Below are 16,298 nucleotides of genomic sequence, written 5' to 3' on the forward strand. Positions count from 1 at the left end.
CTGTTCGGCCCGAACGGCCAGCTCACCGAGTACGCGACGTTCGCCGCCAACGGCTTCAAGACACAGGACCGGTATTTCACGAACGCGACGGAGACCACGCGTTACGACTTCGTGGAGGGTGGCAACACCACCAAGTACGAGTTCCATGTGGACGGCACGCAGAATGTCTCCCTGTTCGGCCCGAACGGCCAGCTCACCGAGTACGCGACGTTCGCCGCCAACGGCTTCAAGACACAGGACCGGTATTTCACGAACGCGACGGAGACCACGCGTTACGACTTCGTCGAGGGTGGCAACACCACCAAGTATGAGTTCCATGTGGACGGCACGCAGAATGTCTCCCTGTTCGGCCCCAGTGGCCAGCTCACCGAGTACGCGACGTTCGCCGCCAACGGCTCCAAGACGCAGGACCGGTTTTTCACGAACGGCCATCTGACGCAGGAAAATGACTTCCTGAGTAACGGCAACATCATTGTCCATATGATCAACGGCGACAATTCGGAAACGGCGACGCTATATGGCGCGAACGGAATGCAACAGGAGCTCGCGAAGTACGATTACAGTGGCAGACTGTACCAGGACTTCCAGTGGGACTCGTCCGGTCACATCACGCAGCAGATCAACTTCAACGCTGATGGAAGCCGGACCGTGTTTCAGTTTCACGCCGACAATAGCTATGACGCATATCTGTTTAACTCGGCCTTGCAGGAAACAGAATTTGACTCGTTCAATGCACTTGGGAATCTGACGGGGTTCTACAAGTACAGCTATAACAATGACGGCAGCTACTGGTCAACTCAGTACGACGCGACCGGCCATGCGATCGGAAAGTCGGAATACTCGTCATCCGGGCAATGGCTTCAGAACGGCGGCATCTACATCCCTGGCAATGGTGGTTCATTTCCGATCGGGAATCTGATGTTCAGCGGCCAGATCTAAAGCGGCAGCAGTAGTCCGGTACCAGCCGTCGATGAAGGCCGAAGTATTACCGCGCACGAACAAAGCTGGGATGTGAATCTGAAAACTCGTCGTATGACACGATGGGTTTTCTCACACCCAAGCGCGAGTCGACTGTGATGGATACCTGGGAGAACGCGGCGCAGATTGAGATGCTCCCGCTCGCCACGTACTACTACGATCTGACCGGCAACCTCGTAGGCCTAAAGGATGCAAACGGGCATCTGAGCACGCAGCAGGGGAAATACGGTCTTGCGCAGCCCGCGGTGTCGAAGTCGTCGTATGCGACGGGTTATAGCAAAAGCTTCTCTTGCGACGCCGTGGGTATTTTGCGCACGTCGGTGGACGAGCTGTACCGGCGCGTCCATCACACATAAAACAACGAGAATCGCCTGATAGAGATCGTGCGGCCAGTGCTGACGGGCGGGGCCAACGCGGGCCAGCGCAGCATCGACCGCTACGAATAGGACAGTGCCGGTAACAGCATCCCGCATACCGATGCGCTGGGTAATCGCGAGCGCACGTACCAGGACATCGATGGCCGCATCGTCAAGAGGATCAGCGCGGCAGGTCGAACGGTGCAGTATGACTACCGCTGGGCGAGCATTTTAACGCCGCCCCGCCTCGGCTTTCACACCAACCATCAACGCAACCCCACTAACCACAAGCAAACCCGCAAGCAAATAGATGGCGACATCCATATTCCCCGTCATCGTACGTATCTGACCGATCACCCACGGACTGACGATCCCGCTCGTAATCCCAATACTGCTAATAAACGCAATCCCCGACGCAGCCGCTTTCCCGGACAGATAGCCCGTAGGCACCGCCCAAAAGATCGGCAGCGCCGCGAAAATCAACACGGCAGCCAGCGACAAGATACCCAGCATCGCAGCAAAGCTGCTCTGGTGCAGCGTAAGTGCCGCGAGCGCGAGACCCCCGCCCACCGTGCAGAAAGCAAAATGCTTACGTCGTTCCCCAGTTCGATCCGAACGACGCGCAATCAGAATCAAACCCACCGCGCCGATCGCATTCGGCACCACGGTGTAAAGACTCACCGCCACGACATCCTGAACGCCGAAATCACGAACCATCAACGGCATCCAGAAGTTGAGTGTCAGCGATGCACAGGTCAGCGAAAAATAGATGAACGCGAACAGATAGACGCGTGGATTGAGCAACGCCGCAGCGAAGCTGTGACCGTGATGCCCACTGTCTTTCGCCTGACCTTGCGCGCAAAGCGCGACGAGCCGGTCCTTTTCTGCCTGCGTGAGCCAGCTCGCGTCGTGAGGCTTGTCGACCAGATAGCGCCACGACAGCAATCCGAGAATTACAGCCGGTGCGCCTTCGATCGCAAACATCCACTGCCATCCGAACAGCTTCAGCACGCCGCCCATGTCGCGCATGATCCAGCCGGAGAAAAGTCCGCCGAGCACGCCCGCGACCGCCACGCCCGCGAAAAACACCGAGATCACGGCGGCGCGCCGGCTGGCCGGAAACCAGTACGTCAGATACAGCACGATGCCCGGGAAAAAGCCCGCCTCGAACACGCCCAGCATGAAGCGCAGAACGTAAAAGTGCGCGGGCTTCGACACGAACATCATGCACATCGACGCGATGCCCCACAGCAGCATGATCCGCATGAAGGTTTTACGCGCACCGTATTTGGCCAACAGGATGTTGCTCGGCACCTCGCACAGAACATAGCCGACATAGAACACGGCTGCGCCGAGTCCATACATCGCGTCGCTGAAGCCGAGATCATGCTTCATCTGCAATTGCGCGAAGCCGATGTTGATCCGGTCCAGAAACGACACGACGTAGCAAAGAAACAGAAACGGCACGATGCGCCACGCGACCTTTCTGAACATCGAATCGTCGCTAGCGACGGACGCGGCGTGGCCAATGGCGTTGCCATCGAGGGAATGCTGCATGTCTCGCTCCAGGTGCGGAGCGCGCCTGTACGAAGACGAGCGCGCCCGAGGCGTCTAGCGCGCCTTCATGGTTTGAACGGGGAAAAGGAAAGACCGGACGGTCTTTCCCGGAGTGCGTGGGGCGATCAGCTCTGCAGCGCGTCCCACATTTCCTTGTCGCGCTGCGCGGTCCAGATGCGCGGATGGCTGATGCCGCTCGCTTCGTCGTAGGCTCGCGACACGTCGAACGGCAGGCAATGCTCATAGATGAAGACGTTGCCGAACTTCGGGTCCATCGCCTTGCGCGTTAGCGCCATCGCACCCTTCAGATCGAGCTTGTCCCTGAACGCGTCACGGCCCGCCTGCAATAGCGTGGTCACGAAGTCTTTCGTGTAGTCGAGGCCCTTGTTCACTTCCGCCGGCGACAGCAGCGCGGGGCCGCGGCCCGGCACCAGCTTCTCGGCATTCAGCGCGCGCAATGCTTCGAGCGTTGCCGGCCATTGTTCGAGTTGCGCGTCGCCGCAGTAACAGGCCGCGTCGTACTCGACCAGGTCGCCGGAGAACAACACCTTCTGTGATGGCAGCCAGACGATAGTGTCGCCCTTCGTGTGGCCCGAGCCGAGATGCGCGATGCGCACTTCGAGCTTGCCGAGAAAGAGCGTCATTTCCTTTTCGAACACCAGCGTCGGCCACGTCAGGCCGGGCACCGTTTCGACGCCTGCAAAAAGGCGCGGGAAGCGTTCGATCTCCGACTTCATATCGGCTTCGCCGCGCTCGACGATCATTTCGTAAGTGCCGCGGCTGGCGATCACCTGCTGCGCGCCTTCCTTGAAGTACGCCGACGCCCCCAGCACGCGCACTGCATGATAGTGCGACAGCACGACGTATTTGATCGGCTTGTCGGTGACGCTGCGGATCTTCGCGATCAGGTCTTGCGCCATGGCCGGCGTGGCGGTGGTGTCGACGATCAGCACGCCGTCGTCGCCGACGATCACGCCCGAGTTAGGGTCGCCCTCGGCCGTGTACGCATACGCGTTTTCCGACAATTGGGTCCACGTGATCTTCTTTTCTTCCAGGTCGGCCTGGGATGCGAAAGCCTTCGCCATGTCTGTCTCCGTCTCGCGATTCGTTTGGGGGATGACTAATAGTCGTCGTCGCACGGACATTTGTCAATGACAAAATACCTTGTCATTCACTAAGCCAGGGTAAACTCCGTTGGTTGGTCGGCACGGTCCGATCGGATACCATCTAGGCCTTCCACGGGCGACACCGAACGGGCCGAATCTCCTTCGAGGCAAGGTCGGACAACACGATGGCTGATACGACAAGCGAAAAGAAACAGCGGGGCATTCAAAGCGTCGAGGTCGGCGGACGGCTGCTGCAGGCGCTGGCGCGACAGCGCGAGCCGCTCGGGCTGACCGAACTGGCCGGCGAGGCGCAGTTGTCGTCGGCGCAGGCGCATACGTATCTGGTGAGCCTGACGCGGCTCGGCCTCGTCAAGCGCGACGCGCTAACCGGAAACTACGAGCCGGGGCCGCTATCGTTGCGGCTTGGCCTGATGCATATCGAACAGCAGCCCGTCTATCGCATCGCGGCGCCCCACGCGGCTGCGCTCGCGGAGCGGATCGGTCTTTGCGTCGCGATCTGCGTGGCGGGCGTGCAGGGACCGACCATCGTCCGGTACGAGCGCAGCGGTGCGCCACTGCATGTCAATCTGCACATCGGCACGGTGATGTCGCTCGAAGCGACATCGACGGGCCGCGTCTTCTGCGCGTTTTGCCCACCCGAGCAGGTCGCGGAAATGGCGCGAAGCCAGGCGCAGTCGGCGGAGCCGACGCCGGCGCGCGGCCGCGCTGCCAAAGGGTCGGCTAGCGCCGAATGGCGAAAGCGCTTCGATGAGATCCGCGCGCGCGGCATCGAGCGCGGTATCGATGCGCCGAGTCCTGGCATCAGCAGTCTGAGCGTGCCGGTGTTCGATGGCGACCAACGGATGCAGCTCGCGTTGACGGCGATCGGCTCGTCGGGCTCGATCGACGTCGCGTGGGATGGCGCGGTCGCACGTCAGTTGCTCGAAACTTCCCGACGCATCACCGCAGCGCTGGTTATACCCACCTGAGAATCATGCAGATCGAAACCCCGGACGCGTCCGACGCGAACACGCCCCCACTCAGCGATACGAAAGCTCAGCGCGGCATCAGCGCGCTCGACAACACCGGTGATCTCCTGCTGGCACTCGTTGCCGCCGGCCGCCCGCTGTCGCTGCGCGATCTGGCCGCCGCCGCCGATATGGCCGCCGCCAAGGCGTTTCCGCATCTGGTGAGTCTGCTCAAGGTGGGCTTGCTGAGCCGCGACGACGCGGGTCTTTTCAGCGCGGGACCGCTCGGCATGGAGCTCGGCCTGATCGCGTTGCAGCGCATGTCGCCGATTCGCGATGCCGAACCGGAGATCGTCACGCTCGCGGCGGAGTCCGGCATGAGCGTCGCAGTGGCGATTCTTGGACCTTTGGGGCCTACCGTTATCCGCTTCGAGGAATCGGCGCGACCGCAACACGTGAGCCTGCGCGTGGGCACCGTGATGTCGCTCGTCAACACGGCGATAGGGCGCGTGTTCGCCGCGCATCTCGCGGACGACGTATTGGCCGGGCTGTTGTCGCAGGAATCGATCAGACTTGCTGGCGCGCCGGCCGCGGAGGTGTTCGTGTCGTCGAAAAAGGGCGCGCCGTCATTGGTCCCGACCTATCTGGCACGGCGCGCGAAAGTGCGCAACGACGGTATCGATGACGCACTCGATGCGCCGGTGCCGGGCATCGGCGCGTTGGCCGCGCCCGTGTTCGATCACACAGGCAGCGTCAGTCTGGTGGTCGCGGTGATCGGTCCGTCGGGCGGCGCTGATTTCAGCCTGGGCGGCGCGACCGCGCAGAGGCTGCTCGCCACGACACGACGGCTGTCGTGGCGATTCGGCTGGATTGGGCGCTGAACCTGGTTCAATCCGCGCGCGCCAGCGCAAGCGCTTCGAGCAGCACGTCGGCATCGCCGATGTGGTTGGCGAGCAGCAGCACGAGCTTCGCGTTCATGAAGTGGCTTTGCTCGTCGGTCAGTCCGTTGTGCGCGTCGATGAGTTTTTCATAGAACGCATCGGGATCGGCCATGTTCGTTTCGATGTTCAGCTTGGTCATGATGGTTATCCGTTGCAGGTTGCGCGATCCACTGCCTTGGTGACCGATGCGGTGTCGAGAGCGCGCCAGCGCGCGCAGACGTGCTGGTCCGGACGCAGCAGATAAAACGTGCCGGGCCGCGCATCGAAGCGATGCGTGAGAATGCCTTCTACGTCTTCGATCACCGTGACGTGAGACATGTCCGGCAAAGCGGTCACGGGCGCGCCGCGCGGCACGACGATCAACGAGTGGACCGGCACCGCGAGACCGGCGAGCGCGCGAAGCTGTTCGGCGCATTTCGTCAGGTCGTCTCCCTGGCCGCAGAAGTGCACACCCGTGAAGCCGCCATGTCCGGTCTGATTCAGGAACCAGGCGTTTTCGCCAGCCACCTTGACGGGCGCGTCGGTGCTTGCCGCACCGGGCACCATCCCACCGGTGAACACGTCGGCGTCGGGTGTGTTCAGCGGCGAGTCGCGCAGAATCGCCGGCACCGACAGACGGCCGCTGTTGACGATGCGCCGCGCGAACGGACACTCTTTCGCAAGCTTGAGCGTCGCATCGCGGAACATACGCGACACCGCGCTTTTCGGCGTGATGAAGTCGGTGGCGCGCGATGAGTTCAGGATGTTTTCGTCCGCCGCGTATTCGCGCTCCGATGCATAAGTATCGAGCAGCGCCGGCGGCGCGTCGCCGTTGACGACGAGCCGCAGCTTCCAGGCGAGATTGTCGGCATCCTGCACGCCGCTATTCGCGCCGCGCGCGCCGAACGGCGAGACACCGTGCGCCGAATCGCCCGCGAACAGCACGCGGCCATGGCGGAAGCTGTCCATCCGCAAACACGAAAACGTGTAGACGCTGACCCATTCGAGCTCGAACTCGGCATCGTCGCCGAGCAGCGCTTTGACGCGCGGAATCACTTTTTCAGGCTGTTTCTCCGCGACCGGATCGGCGTCCCAGCCGAGCTGGAAATCGATGCGCCAGACGTGGTCGGGTTGCCTGTGCAGCAGTACCGATTGATTGCGATGGAAGGGCGGATCGAACCAGAACCAGCGTTCGGTCGGAAACGGCGCCTTCATTTTCACATCCGCGATCAGGAAGCGGTCTTTGAAGGTTCGACCGTGGCTGTCGAGACCGAGCGCCTTGCGCACCGCGCTGCGCGCGCCGTCGGCGGCGACCACGTATTGAGCGCGCATCGGATAAATGCCGTCGGGCGTTTCGACCTGCAACTCGACATGGTCGTCTTGCTGCGTCACTCCGATCACATTGCTTTTCCAGCGCATTTGCAGATTCGCGGTCTGCTTCGCCTGGTCTGCCAGATAGCCTTCGACGTAGTACTGCTGCAGGTTGATGAACGCAGGTCGCGCGTGGCCTGTTTCGGGCAGCAGGTTGAAGGTATAAATCAGCTCGTCCTGCAGGAACACCTTGCCGACGTTCCAGCTCACGCCTTTGTCGACCATCTGCTTGCCACAGCCGAGGCGGTCGAAAATTTCCAGCGTGCGCTTCGCAAAACAGATTGCGCGCGAACCGCTCGACAGCGTGTCGTCGTTGTCGAGCAGCACGGTGCGAACGCCCTGCTGGGCCAGATCGATGGCCGCGGACAACCCGACCGGGCCAGCGCCGATCACGACGACCGGATAGGTGAGCGGGGCACCGGCATCGTGGTCGGCGGCTCGCTCGTAGTCGAAGCGCATCGTTTGGTAGTCGATCTGCATGGCGTCTCCGGTTCTGCGGATATCTTCGATTAATCTATAGCAAGCACTATTGCTCCTTGCTAATGCTGCTCATTTTATAAAGCTTTTCGAGCGATCGAATCTGTATTTACCCTGGTGCGGTTTGCTCCCGCATGTGCTGACCTTGCAACGAAATCGCTGACTCGCAGGTCGTGGAGGCGATTCAGCGAGTGAGTGTTCTCATCGCGGAAATCAGCAACGCTGGTGCGCAGCAGAGCGTCGGCGTCGGGCAAGTCGGTGAAGCGGTCAATCAGATAGACGAAACAACGCAGCAAAACGTAGCGCGCGTCGACGAAAGGGCTTCGGCGGCGGAGAGCTCGAGGCAACAGGCTGCAAACCTCGTTGACTGCGTCGCACAGTTCAGGTTTTGAGTGAGATGGCCGGCCGGCTTGCTACGGTGAAGTTGCTAAAAACTGCCATATAAAAAATTGCGGAGCCGCTCGCACATGCGAGGGCTCCGCTGTTAGGAAGGGCCGGGTGCCGACTGATCATCTTCGATTTGATTCTTCTCCGCTGAGGACCGGCCCCCGCTCTTCCTGAACAAACCCCGTAGCGTTTATGACTCATTGGGTGGTATGCGCCGCGCCGGCCTGAGTCGTGCCAGGTTGTGCCGATTCAGCCAAGGCCGCGCGTGCGCGGTCGCGGGATTCGCTCGCCGCCTGGTTGCGTTCTTGCCGGGCATCGCGAGCTTCGGCCCTGAATGCCTTTCTGGCTTCCGCGGTCCGGGCGCGTTGTTCGCGGTTGGCCTCGCGAATCTCGTTTCGCTTCTGAACGATAGGGTCATTGTGGGTAGTCGCCGGCACGGTAGCAACCTCTGCGACCGGGGGCGCCGTCGTGGTTGGCTGCTGCGCGATAGCTGCGCCCGAAGTCATCAGGCCGAGCACGACGAGCGTTGTGGCGATTCGGTTGGTAAGGCGGCTCATGATTTACTCTCCGTTCAATTGAGGTCTACTGAATAATGACGACTGTCTTCTAAGTGAGGTGAGGTTGTCAGCCGACTGCGGTTGCCTCCGGTACAGCGAGGCGCTGATGGACTCTTTCGGATTCGTCTCAGCACAGGACCCATTCTAACGAACGTCACATTCATTTCAAATGGCTTTCATTGAGATTTGCCAGGGTAAACCCTCTATTGGCAGGGCTGAATTTAGTGCCCGACCTTGCGGGGTCGCCGCTGATCGTCCGTGCGGCGGGTCTCCTCGTGTTGATTTACGCAGTTGTGCCGACGATCATTCGACGGTGTGTGAATCGACAACCGGACCGCCACGACTGAGCGAAACCAGCGGAGACGGGTTTATGCGAGCGATCCAGATTCATGAATACGGCGGTCCCGAGGTGCTGCGCCGTGTCGAACTCGACATACCGAAGCCGGGTTCCGGCGAGGTGCTGATATCGTGGGGCGCATACGCCGACTTTGCGATCGGGCCCGCCGCGCGGCTCGCGCGCCTGCCGGACGATATCGCTACGACATTGCGGCTGCGTCGATCTTTCAGGGTTCGACGGCGCACTATCTGATCGAAGACGTGGCGAAGCTCGAAGCGGGCATGACCTGTCTCGTGCATGCGGCCTCAGGAGGCATCGGACAGTTGCTCGTGCAGCTTGCGAGACGTCGCGGCGCGGAAGTGTTCGCGACGACGAGTACGCCGCAAAAGGCTGCTATCGCGCGAGCGCGCGGCGCGGATCATGTGATGCTCTATAAAAACGGCGCCTTCGCTGATCGGATTCGCGAGTTGACCCACGGGAGGGGCGTCGATGTGGTGTTCGATGCGGTCGGTAAGGCTACCTTGCGCGATAGCTTTCGCGCCGCACGCGTGCGCGGCCTGATCATCAACTATGGTTCGGTCACGGGACCGATGCGCGACCTCGATCCCTGCGAACTTGGTGAGGCGGGCTCGCTGTTTCTCACGCGTCCGCGGCTGGCCGATCATCTCGCCGATGCCGCCACGGTGCAGCGGCGAGCGGACGATGTGTTCGCCGCCATCCGGCAAGGCGCGCTCAATGTCGAGAGCGCTGACGGGCACTGAAGCGTCGGGTTGAGCTCGGCAAGTGGTATTCGTGATACGTTAGCTGACACAGACAGCGACGGAGACCGCAGATGCTGATTCATCTCACGAACTGTGCCCCGCGATCGACCGCCCGGTTTGTGATTGCCTTGACGATCTGCGCCAGCGCTTGCGCGATGAGTGCGGGCAACCTTGGCCTCGCGCAGGCGCAAGCACAGCGGCCATCGTCGTTCGAAAGCTTCGCCGTGCCGGCCGGCAGCGCACCGCATGACGTCGCACCGGCGCATGACGGCACCGTGTGGTACACCGCGCAGGCGCGGGGAGCGCTCGGGCGGCTGGACCCGCGCAGCGGCAAAATCGACACGATCGCGCTCGGCACCGGATCGGCGCCACATGGCGTGATCGTCGGTCCCGATGGTGCGGCGTGGGTCACTGACGGCGGCCAGAATGCAATCGTGCGCATCGATCCGAAGACGCTCGCCGTCACCCGTTTTCCGCTGCCCAAGGACCGGTCAGACGCCAATCTGAATACCGCCGTGTTCGATAATCAGGGGCATCTGTGGTTTACCGGGCAAAGTGGTGTCTACGGCGAGCTCGATCCGCAAAGCGGACGCATGCGCGTCTTCGATGCTCCACGCGGCGCGGGGCCCTACGGTATCTGCGTGACGCGCACTGGGGATCTGTATTTCGCTTCGCTGGCGGGAAGCTACCTCGGTCGCATCGACCGGACGACGGGCGCGGCACAGATCATCGAGCCGCCAACGGCGAATCAGGGCGCGCGCCGCGTCTGGGCCGATTCCAGCGGGCGCGTCTGGATCAGTGAGTGGAACGCCGGCAAAGTCGGCGTATTCGATCCCGCGACGCATCAATGGCGCGAATGGCGGCTGCCCGGCAACGGTCCGCATGCGTACGCAATATTCGTCGACGACCAGGACATCGTCTGGCTCAGTGAATGGAGCGCTAATGCGCTAGTGCGCTTCGATCCGCGTACCGAGCGGTTCGACGTCTTGCCACTGCCGCGTGACCACGCGAACGTGCGTCAAATGATGGGCCGTCCAGGCGAAGTCTGGCTGTCCGAATCCGCGACCGATCATCTGCTGCTTTACCGGTCCCGTGCAGCCGGTGCGGGCCGGCAGTGACGCCACACTTCCCCGAGAACGGAATTGCGCAGTCCGCCGCGCCCCACGTGCGCGGGCCCGCTATCAAAATGGCTAGAGCAGTTGGAGGGTTCGCGGATCGGCCTCGCCGCCGAAATATTTGCGCAAAGCTTCGACAAATACATCGTTGTCGTTCGTGGCGCGCGCGAACAGGGTCACCGACGAGCGAAACTTGAGGTGATCCGGATAGCCGAAAATTTCTTCGATGGAGCGGTCGCTGACGAGGTTGACCAGTTGCGTGGTTTCGCGCAGCCGTGCGCCAAGTATCGGGTGGCGTAGGTACGCTTGCGCTTCGGCCAGCGACGAAAGCGCGAATCGCTGAGCCATTGCGCTGGTGCCGAGCCCCTCGATTTGAGGAAACACGAACCACATCCAGTGGCTTCGCTTACGTCCATGCTTCAGTTCATCGCATACCTGGGCGTAGACCGGGTCCTGTGCATCGAGGAAGCGTTGAAGGTCGTAGGGATCGTCCATTTCGTACTCCGCTGCAAACGTGGAAACCTATCGTTGAATCACGATTCTCGCGCGCATGATCGTACAGGTCTACGATCGATCTTCGCCCCGTACCGGCAATGGAAGAGATTTGAGTAGTCTCACGAGCCTTGCTCGCTGCAACGGAGTCAGCCCTCGCGTAGCGCTCAGTTGCTGAACCCGCGCGCGCCAGTAGACGCCGGTGAACAGGGATTCCGCGGCACCCGCCGACAGGACCCGTTCGAGATGGGAAATCGCATCCTCGGCAGTCTGGGGCGTATAGGGGCTCGCTCTGTCTCCAGACGGTTTTCTGCTTGTAGTTTTCATCCACTTCTCTCAATGTGGTGACCGACTGAATCCGGTCTGTACGTCAGGCGTCAGGTGAGCCTGCTTCTTTCAGGCAATACATATGCGCTGGTGGATATCCATGTACGGCGTGCAATCACTTTCGTGCGCGCGTTTGATGCCACGAGTCGTGACGATTCAGTTCCCGCAGCATTCGTGCCCGCATTCGCTCGCGGCGATAGTGGCTAACGACCATGAACATTGCGATACCAAGGGCAGTGCCTCCGATCACCAGGCCCATCCAGGTTTCACTCATCACACGTTCCTCTCTGGGAAGCATAGGTGTGTTGCGTAAGCGGTTCGGGCCGGTTCGTGCGGTGTCTCTGCACGAACCGGCTGGCGCGGGCGTCGCGCGACTGTTACTGCATGTGCTGGCCGCCGTTGATCGCAACATTGGCGCCGGTCACGAAGCTGGCGTCGTCGGAGCAGAGGTAAAGCACGAGCGCCGCCACTTCCTCGGGCTTGCCCAGACGCCCCACAGGAACGTGCGGCAGGATCTTCGTATCGAGGATCTCTTGAGGGATCGCCGTGACCATCTTGGTGGCCAGGTATCCCGGCGAAACCGTGTTGACGGTAACGCCCTTACGCGCTACTTCCAGCGCCAGCGATTTCGTGAAGCCGTGCATGCCGGCCTTGGCAGCTGCGTAGTTGGTTTGGCCGATCGAGCCTTTCGAGCCGTTGACGGACGAAACGTTGACGATGCGTCCCCAACCCCGCGCGACCATCTCCTCGCACAGCGGCTTCGTCATGTTGAACACCGAGTCCAGGTTGGTGCGGATGACCGCGTCCCAGTTGACCTTGTTCATCTTCCGGAGCGTCATGTCCTCGGTGATTCCGGCGTTGTTCACCAGAATGTCGACCGGGCCGACTTCAAACTGAATTTTGGCTGCGCAGTGCTGGCATGAATCGTAGTCGGCCACATCGACCGGATACGCGCGAAAGTTCCTGCCTTGAGCTTCCATGTTCGCGAGCCATGCCGCTGCGCCGGTGTTGTTCGGCGAGTACGTGACTACCACCGCATAACCTGCATCGTGCAGTTTCGTACTGATCGCTTCTCCCAGACCGCCCATACCGCCAGTCACTACAGCAATTCGTTTCGTCATTCTTTCCATCCGTGATCGTCATATCTGCGAGGATCGTGAATAACCCAATGGCCGTCTCGCACAACCCGCCATTGCTTTGGCACAACGTATTGCCGCGACCTGAATTGCGTCAGGTCGTGCGGCGAAAATGAATCGGTCCTCTGTCTCTGTCGCGGACAAATGGCACGGCCTGCCTTGCGGGGTTCCGCACGCATTCGTCTGCTGACCAGGTGGGGCGAGCACTCCGCTTCTGATGACTTCATTGGCAGGACTAATTAATCAGACGAAACCCCGAAGGGGATTCGACAAAGACCTGATTGCACAAGAAGACGCGCCTCGCGTACGCTTACCTTGCCCCGAATGTTACCGGTAACAACTGAAGGTACAGAGAAGCCGTCTGTTGTCCTTCGATTGCGATAGGCGCACCGTGTCGGCTAGGTCTCGCAACGGCCGTAAGTTCGACCGACGAGGCGATGGTAGTAGAAAAACTACATCTTTGCAATGAAAGAAATGTAGTTTTTGTACATCGTTGGCCTGCCGACTATCGCCCTCGCATTCTTGAAGTCAGTGCGAACGATCGTTCGCGCGTCCGGTCGTCCGACCACAAAAGCGGATGGGTCATATCGACGGCGCGGGCCCGCACTCGGTCACCGAAGCGTCGGCGCCGATGCTTGCCGCCCGGGAAGGAGACTCTGTTTCGACGGGTTCGATGGCAACGCCGCGAGCGAGCGGGCGTCGGGGCGAAATGAAGGCGTTCGAAGCGGCTACGACGGATCTCGCTTGCTAGCCGCTTCGAGGAGGACGCGTTCTTCAATCCGGCTTGCCATCGACACGAGCGAGGACAAGCCACGCTCCGTATCGGACGCAATAGAGAACCAGCGCGGCCGCCCCGCATAGACCGGATGCGTATATCCAGGCCATCGTGAACTGCGGCGCGAGCCAGGGGCCGAGCACCCGAACCAAGGTCGCCAGAATGAACAGACCGTAGCAGGCGACCTCGACCTTACCGGCCACGAGTTCGCGTCCGGTGTGTCCGCGTGCGGTCCGCGTGATCATCGCGATGATCGCGGTTCCAATGACTCCCACCGTGAAGGTATGAATCGCGAGCGCCAACAGAGCGATGCGGGGTGGTGTGTCGACTTGACCTGATGCGATCCTGACGGTCCTGCCTTTTCGCCACATGCGACGAATGTTCGCGCCAGCGGAGCCATCTGGCCGCCCGATGACGCTCTCCAGACGAAGCCTCACAAACAGCATCGTCAGGTGCGGTGGAACCCATCGGCCTGGTTGTCATGTAAAAGTGCCAATTTCCGATCGAACGTTGATTCGCCCCGTCATTAGCGATACCTTTACATCTATCCTGGTCGTCGGGCGCTGGTCAACGAAGGGAGAACCGTTTCGTGAAGAGAGCGTCAGCTTTCTCCTGCATCGTCGCGTTGAGCGTGATCTTCGGCGGATGCGGCAAGCAGGGACCGCAAAACGCCACTGAGGCATCGGGCGCATCTGCGAGCTCGGCGCCGGTTCAACCTGCACAAAGCGCGAGCGAAGCGGCCGCCGCCTCGGGCGCGCAAGGCACGGTGGCGCTGGTCACTGTCACCAAGGCGCAGTTGCCGGCGGAGGCTGCCGAAACACTGCGCCTGATCAAAGCAGGCGGCCCCTTCCCGTTTAGCGACGACGGCGTCCTGTTTCGTAACACCGCGGGCTTGCTGCCGAAACATCCGCGCGGCTACTACCACACCTATACGGTTCGCACACCTGGCGCGACGGATCGCGGGCAACGCCGGATAGTCTGTGGCGGGCCGCGCAAGCAGATCGGCGAGTGCTATTACACCGACGATTACTACGCCAGCTTTAAGCGCATTGCAGAATAAAGACGGAATCAACTGCTTGGCGCTGACCGAAGTTGTCCCACGGGTCTGCGTTGACAACGATCCTTATCTCCCAGCAGACGATCTCAAGCGGTTTTCAGACGGCGCGACCCGTCAATCAGAAAAGCTGAAGGCAGCCATCAGAACTATGAGATTTTCCTGCCATCGGGCATCTGCGATAGTGGTTCTCAACCGTTGCGTTGGATCACCGTACCGGGCGTCGTCGACCAGGGAGAATCTTCATGCATCGTTTTGTGATCGTGGGAGGAGGGGCGGGCGGCATTGAACTCGCAACGAGGCTAGGCGATCGTTATGGCGGTCGACGAAGAGGCGGGGCGCAACGTGCGTCCATTACGTTGATCGACCGCAACCCGACGCATATCTGGAAGCCCCTATTGCACGAGGTCGCAGCGGGAAGTCTCGATCCATTCGCACAGGAACTGGCGTATGCCGCGCAAGCACAGTGGCACGGCTTCCAGTTCATCCAGGGCGAACTCGTCGGACTGGATCGTGGCTCCAGACACGTCCTGCTTTCGCCACTGCTCGACGACGACGGAACCGAACTGATTCCGCCGCGCCGAATCGAGTACGACTCGTTGATTCTGGCCATCGGTAGTACAACGCACTACTTCGGCGTGCCGGGCGCGGCGGAGAACTCGCTCGCGCTTGACAACGTCGCTCAAGCGGAACGCTTCAGAAAGCGCCTGATTGCAGCTTGCATTCGCGCGGAACAAACACAAAACGCAGGTGAGCGGGATGCTGGCGAAGTGCCTGGCGAACGCGCGCCTCGTGTTCAGGTCGTGATCGTTGGTGGTGGCGCTACGGGCGTGGAATTGTCCGCGGAATTGCGCAATACCGCGAAGGTACTGTCATCGTACGGCTTGCATCGGCTCGACCCCACACACGACGTCGGGATCGTGCTGATTGAAGCAGGGCCGCGGATTCTGCCAGCGTTGAAAGAGCGCGTGTCCACCGCGGCTGCAAGATTGCTGGGCAAACTCAATGTCAAGTTGATGGTCGACGAGCGGGTCGCAGAGGTCACGCCCGGATTTATCCGCACGAAGAACGGCAAGACGATACGTGCGGATCTCACTGTGTGGGCCGCCGGTATCAAGGCGCCCACGGTGCTTTCAACTCTCGATGGTCTGACAGTCAATCATCTGGGGCAACTCAGTGTGCGTCGCACGCTTCAAACCGAGCTGGACGACCATATCTTTGCATTCGGCGATTGCGCGGCGTGTCCATGGTTGGGCTTCGAGCGCAATGTGCCACCGCGCGCCCAGGCGGCTCATCAGCAGGCATCGTTTTTAGTCAAGGCACTCGGGCGACGCATCGAGGGACAAAAGCTTCCGGAGTTTGCCTATCGCGATCTCGGCTCGCTAGTGTCGCTCGGGCATGCAAATGCGGTGGGGAGTCTGATGGGAGGCCTTATCGGCGGCAGCATGCTCGTGGACGGACTGCTTGCCCGCTTCATGTACCTGTCGCTGTATCGGATGCACGTTGCAGCGCTGCATGGCTATGCACGCATGATCGTCAATACCCTCGCGCATCGGCTCCGTCGAAGCACGGCGCCGCACGTCAAACTGCACTGAGCAACAGTTCGTTGTGAATGGCCGAAGGG

At 61.0% G+C, this 16,298-nt stretch carries 15 protein-coding genes and 1 pseudogene; 8 read left to right on the forward strand and 8 right to left on the reverse strand.

Annotated elements, in window-relative coordinates; translation table 11 throughout:
- A partial coding sequence (locus AB3X94_RS37870) for a hypothetical protein (RefSeq protein ID WP_368614222.1) occupies window positions 1–939 on the forward strand: 939 nt, incomplete at its 5' end.
- 137 nt (window positions 940–1,076) lie between these two features.
- Complete coding sequence (locus tag AB3X94_RS37875) at window positions 1,077–1,334, forward strand: hypothetical protein (RefSeq protein WP_368614223.1); 258 nt, start codon at window positions 1,077–1,079, stop codon at window positions 1,332–1,334.
- A gap of 231 nt (window positions 1,335–1,565) precedes the next feature.
- Here the strand turns inward: AB3X94_RS37875 and AB3X94_RS37880 are convergent, their stop codons facing one another.
- Together AB3X94_RS37880 and AB3X94_RS37885 are read right to left on the reverse strand one after the other, a co-directional pair.
- Window positions 1,566–2,891 (reverse strand): MFS transporter, encoded by a 1,326-nt coding sequence (locus AB3X94_RS37880; protein WP_368614224.1) that lies wholly within the window; start codon window positions 2,889–2,891, stop codon window positions 1,566–1,568.
- Between the two features lie 125 nt (window positions 2,892–3,016).
- Window positions 3,017–3,976 (reverse strand): MBL fold metallo-hydrolase, encoded by a 960-nt coding sequence (locus AB3X94_RS37885; RefSeq protein WP_176383900.1) that lies wholly within the window; start codon window positions 3,974–3,976, stop codon window positions 3,017–3,019.
- 206 nt (window positions 3,977–4,182) lie between these two features.
- On the opposite strand from AB3X94_RS37885, the gene AB3X94_RS37890 reads away from it, so the two are divergent.
- A complete protein-coding gene (locus tag AB3X94_RS37890) occupies window positions 4,183–4,986 on the forward strand; it encodes an IclR family transcriptional regulator (RefSeq protein WP_176111820.1) in 804 nt (267 codons plus the stop codon).
- Window positions 4,987–4,991: 5 nt separating this feature from the next.
- Window positions 4,992–5,846, forward strand: a complete 855-nt coding sequence (locus AB3X94_RS37895) for an IclR family transcriptional regulator (RefSeq protein WP_368614225.1) — start codon at window positions 4,992–4,994, stop codon at window positions 5,844–5,846.
- Between the two features lie 7 nt (window positions 5,847–5,853).
- Here AB3X94_RS37895 and AB3X94_RS37900 read toward each other — a convergent pair whose 3' ends face one another.
- The 3 genes from AB3X94_RS37900 to AB3X94_RS37910 all read right to left on the reverse strand — a co-directional run bounded on the left by AB3X94_RS37900 (window position 5,854) and on the right by AB3X94_RS37910 (window position 8,677).
- Window positions 5,854–6,045, reverse strand: a complete 192-nt coding sequence (locus tag AB3X94_RS37900) for a DUF2783 domain-containing protein (protein WP_013094246.1) — start codon at window positions 6,043–6,045, stop codon at window positions 5,854–5,856.
- A gap of 5 nt (window positions 6,046–6,050) precedes the next feature.
- Window positions 6,051–7,736 carry an FAD-dependent oxidoreductase gene (locus tag AB3X94_RS37905; RefSeq protein WP_368614226.1) on the reverse strand — a complete coding sequence of 562 codons (1,686 nt, stop codon included), beginning with the start codon at window positions 7,734–7,736 and terminating at the stop codon, window positions 6,051–6,053.
- Window positions 7,737–8,317: 581 nt separating this feature from the next.
- Entirely contained in the window at window positions 8,318–8,677 is a 360-nt protein-coding gene (locus AB3X94_RS37910) for a hypothetical protein (protein WP_176111823.1), read from the reverse strand.
- Between the two features lie 370 nt (window positions 8,678–9,047).
- Here AB3X94_RS37910 and AB3X94_RS37915 point away from each other — a divergent pair.
- Window positions 9,048–9,757, forward strand: a pseudogene (locus tag AB3X94_RS37915) (zinc-binding dehydrogenase); the annotation flags it as partial.
- Between the two features lie 173 nt (window positions 9,758–9,930).
- Entirely contained in the window at window positions 9,931–10,893 is a 963-nt protein-coding gene (locus tag AB3X94_RS37920) for a lyase (protein ID WP_246392437.1), read from the forward strand.
- A 72-nt stretch (window positions 10,894–10,965) separates the two neighbouring features.
- Here AB3X94_RS37920 and AB3X94_RS37925 read toward each other — a convergent pair whose 3' ends face one another.
- The 3 genes from AB3X94_RS37925 to AB3X94_RS37935 all read right to left on the reverse strand — a co-directional run bounded on the left by AB3X94_RS37925 (window position 10,966) and on the right by AB3X94_RS37935 (window position 14,066).
- Window positions 10,966–11,385 carry a DUF1810 domain-containing protein gene (locus AB3X94_RS37925; RefSeq protein ID WP_176111825.1) on the reverse strand — a complete coding sequence of 140 codons (420 nt, stop codon included), beginning with the start codon at window positions 11,383–11,385 and terminating at the stop codon, window positions 10,966–10,968.
- A gap of 701 nt (window positions 11,386–12,086) precedes the next feature.
- On the reverse strand, window positions 12,087–12,830 hold the full coding sequence (gene phbB, locus AB3X94_RS37930) for an acetoacetyl-CoA reductase (protein ID WP_176111826.1): 744 nt from the start codon (window positions 12,828–12,830) through the stop codon (window positions 12,087–12,089).
- A gap of 789 nt (window positions 12,831–13,619) precedes the next feature.
- Window positions 13,620–14,066, reverse strand: a complete 447-nt coding sequence (locus tag AB3X94_RS37935) for an NnrS family protein (protein ID WP_368614227.1) — start codon at window positions 14,064–14,066, stop codon at window positions 13,620–13,622.
- A 143-nt stretch (window positions 14,067–14,209) separates the two neighbouring features.
- Between AB3X94_RS37935 and AB3X94_RS37940 the strand changes: the two genes are divergently transcribed.
- On the forward strand, window positions 14,210–14,680 hold the full coding sequence (locus tag AB3X94_RS37940) for a ribonuclease (RefSeq protein ID WP_176111827.1): 471 nt from the start codon (window positions 14,210–14,212) through the stop codon (window positions 14,678–14,680).
- Between the two features lie 239 nt (window positions 14,681–14,919).
- Window positions 14,920–16,269: an NAD(P)/FAD-dependent oxidoreductase gene (locus AB3X94_RS37945; protein ID WP_368614228.1), complete on the forward strand. Its 1,350-nt coding sequence runs from the start codon at window positions 14,920–14,922 to the stop codon at window positions 16,267–16,269.
- Window positions 16,270–16,298: the final 29 nt, after the last annotated feature.

Origin of the sequence: Paraburkholderia sp. BR10923, from assembly GCF_040948765.1 — a bacterium.
Taxonomy (GTDB): Bacteria; Pseudomonadota; Gammaproteobacteria; order Burkholderiales; family Burkholderiaceae; genus Paraburkholderia; species Paraburkholderia youngii.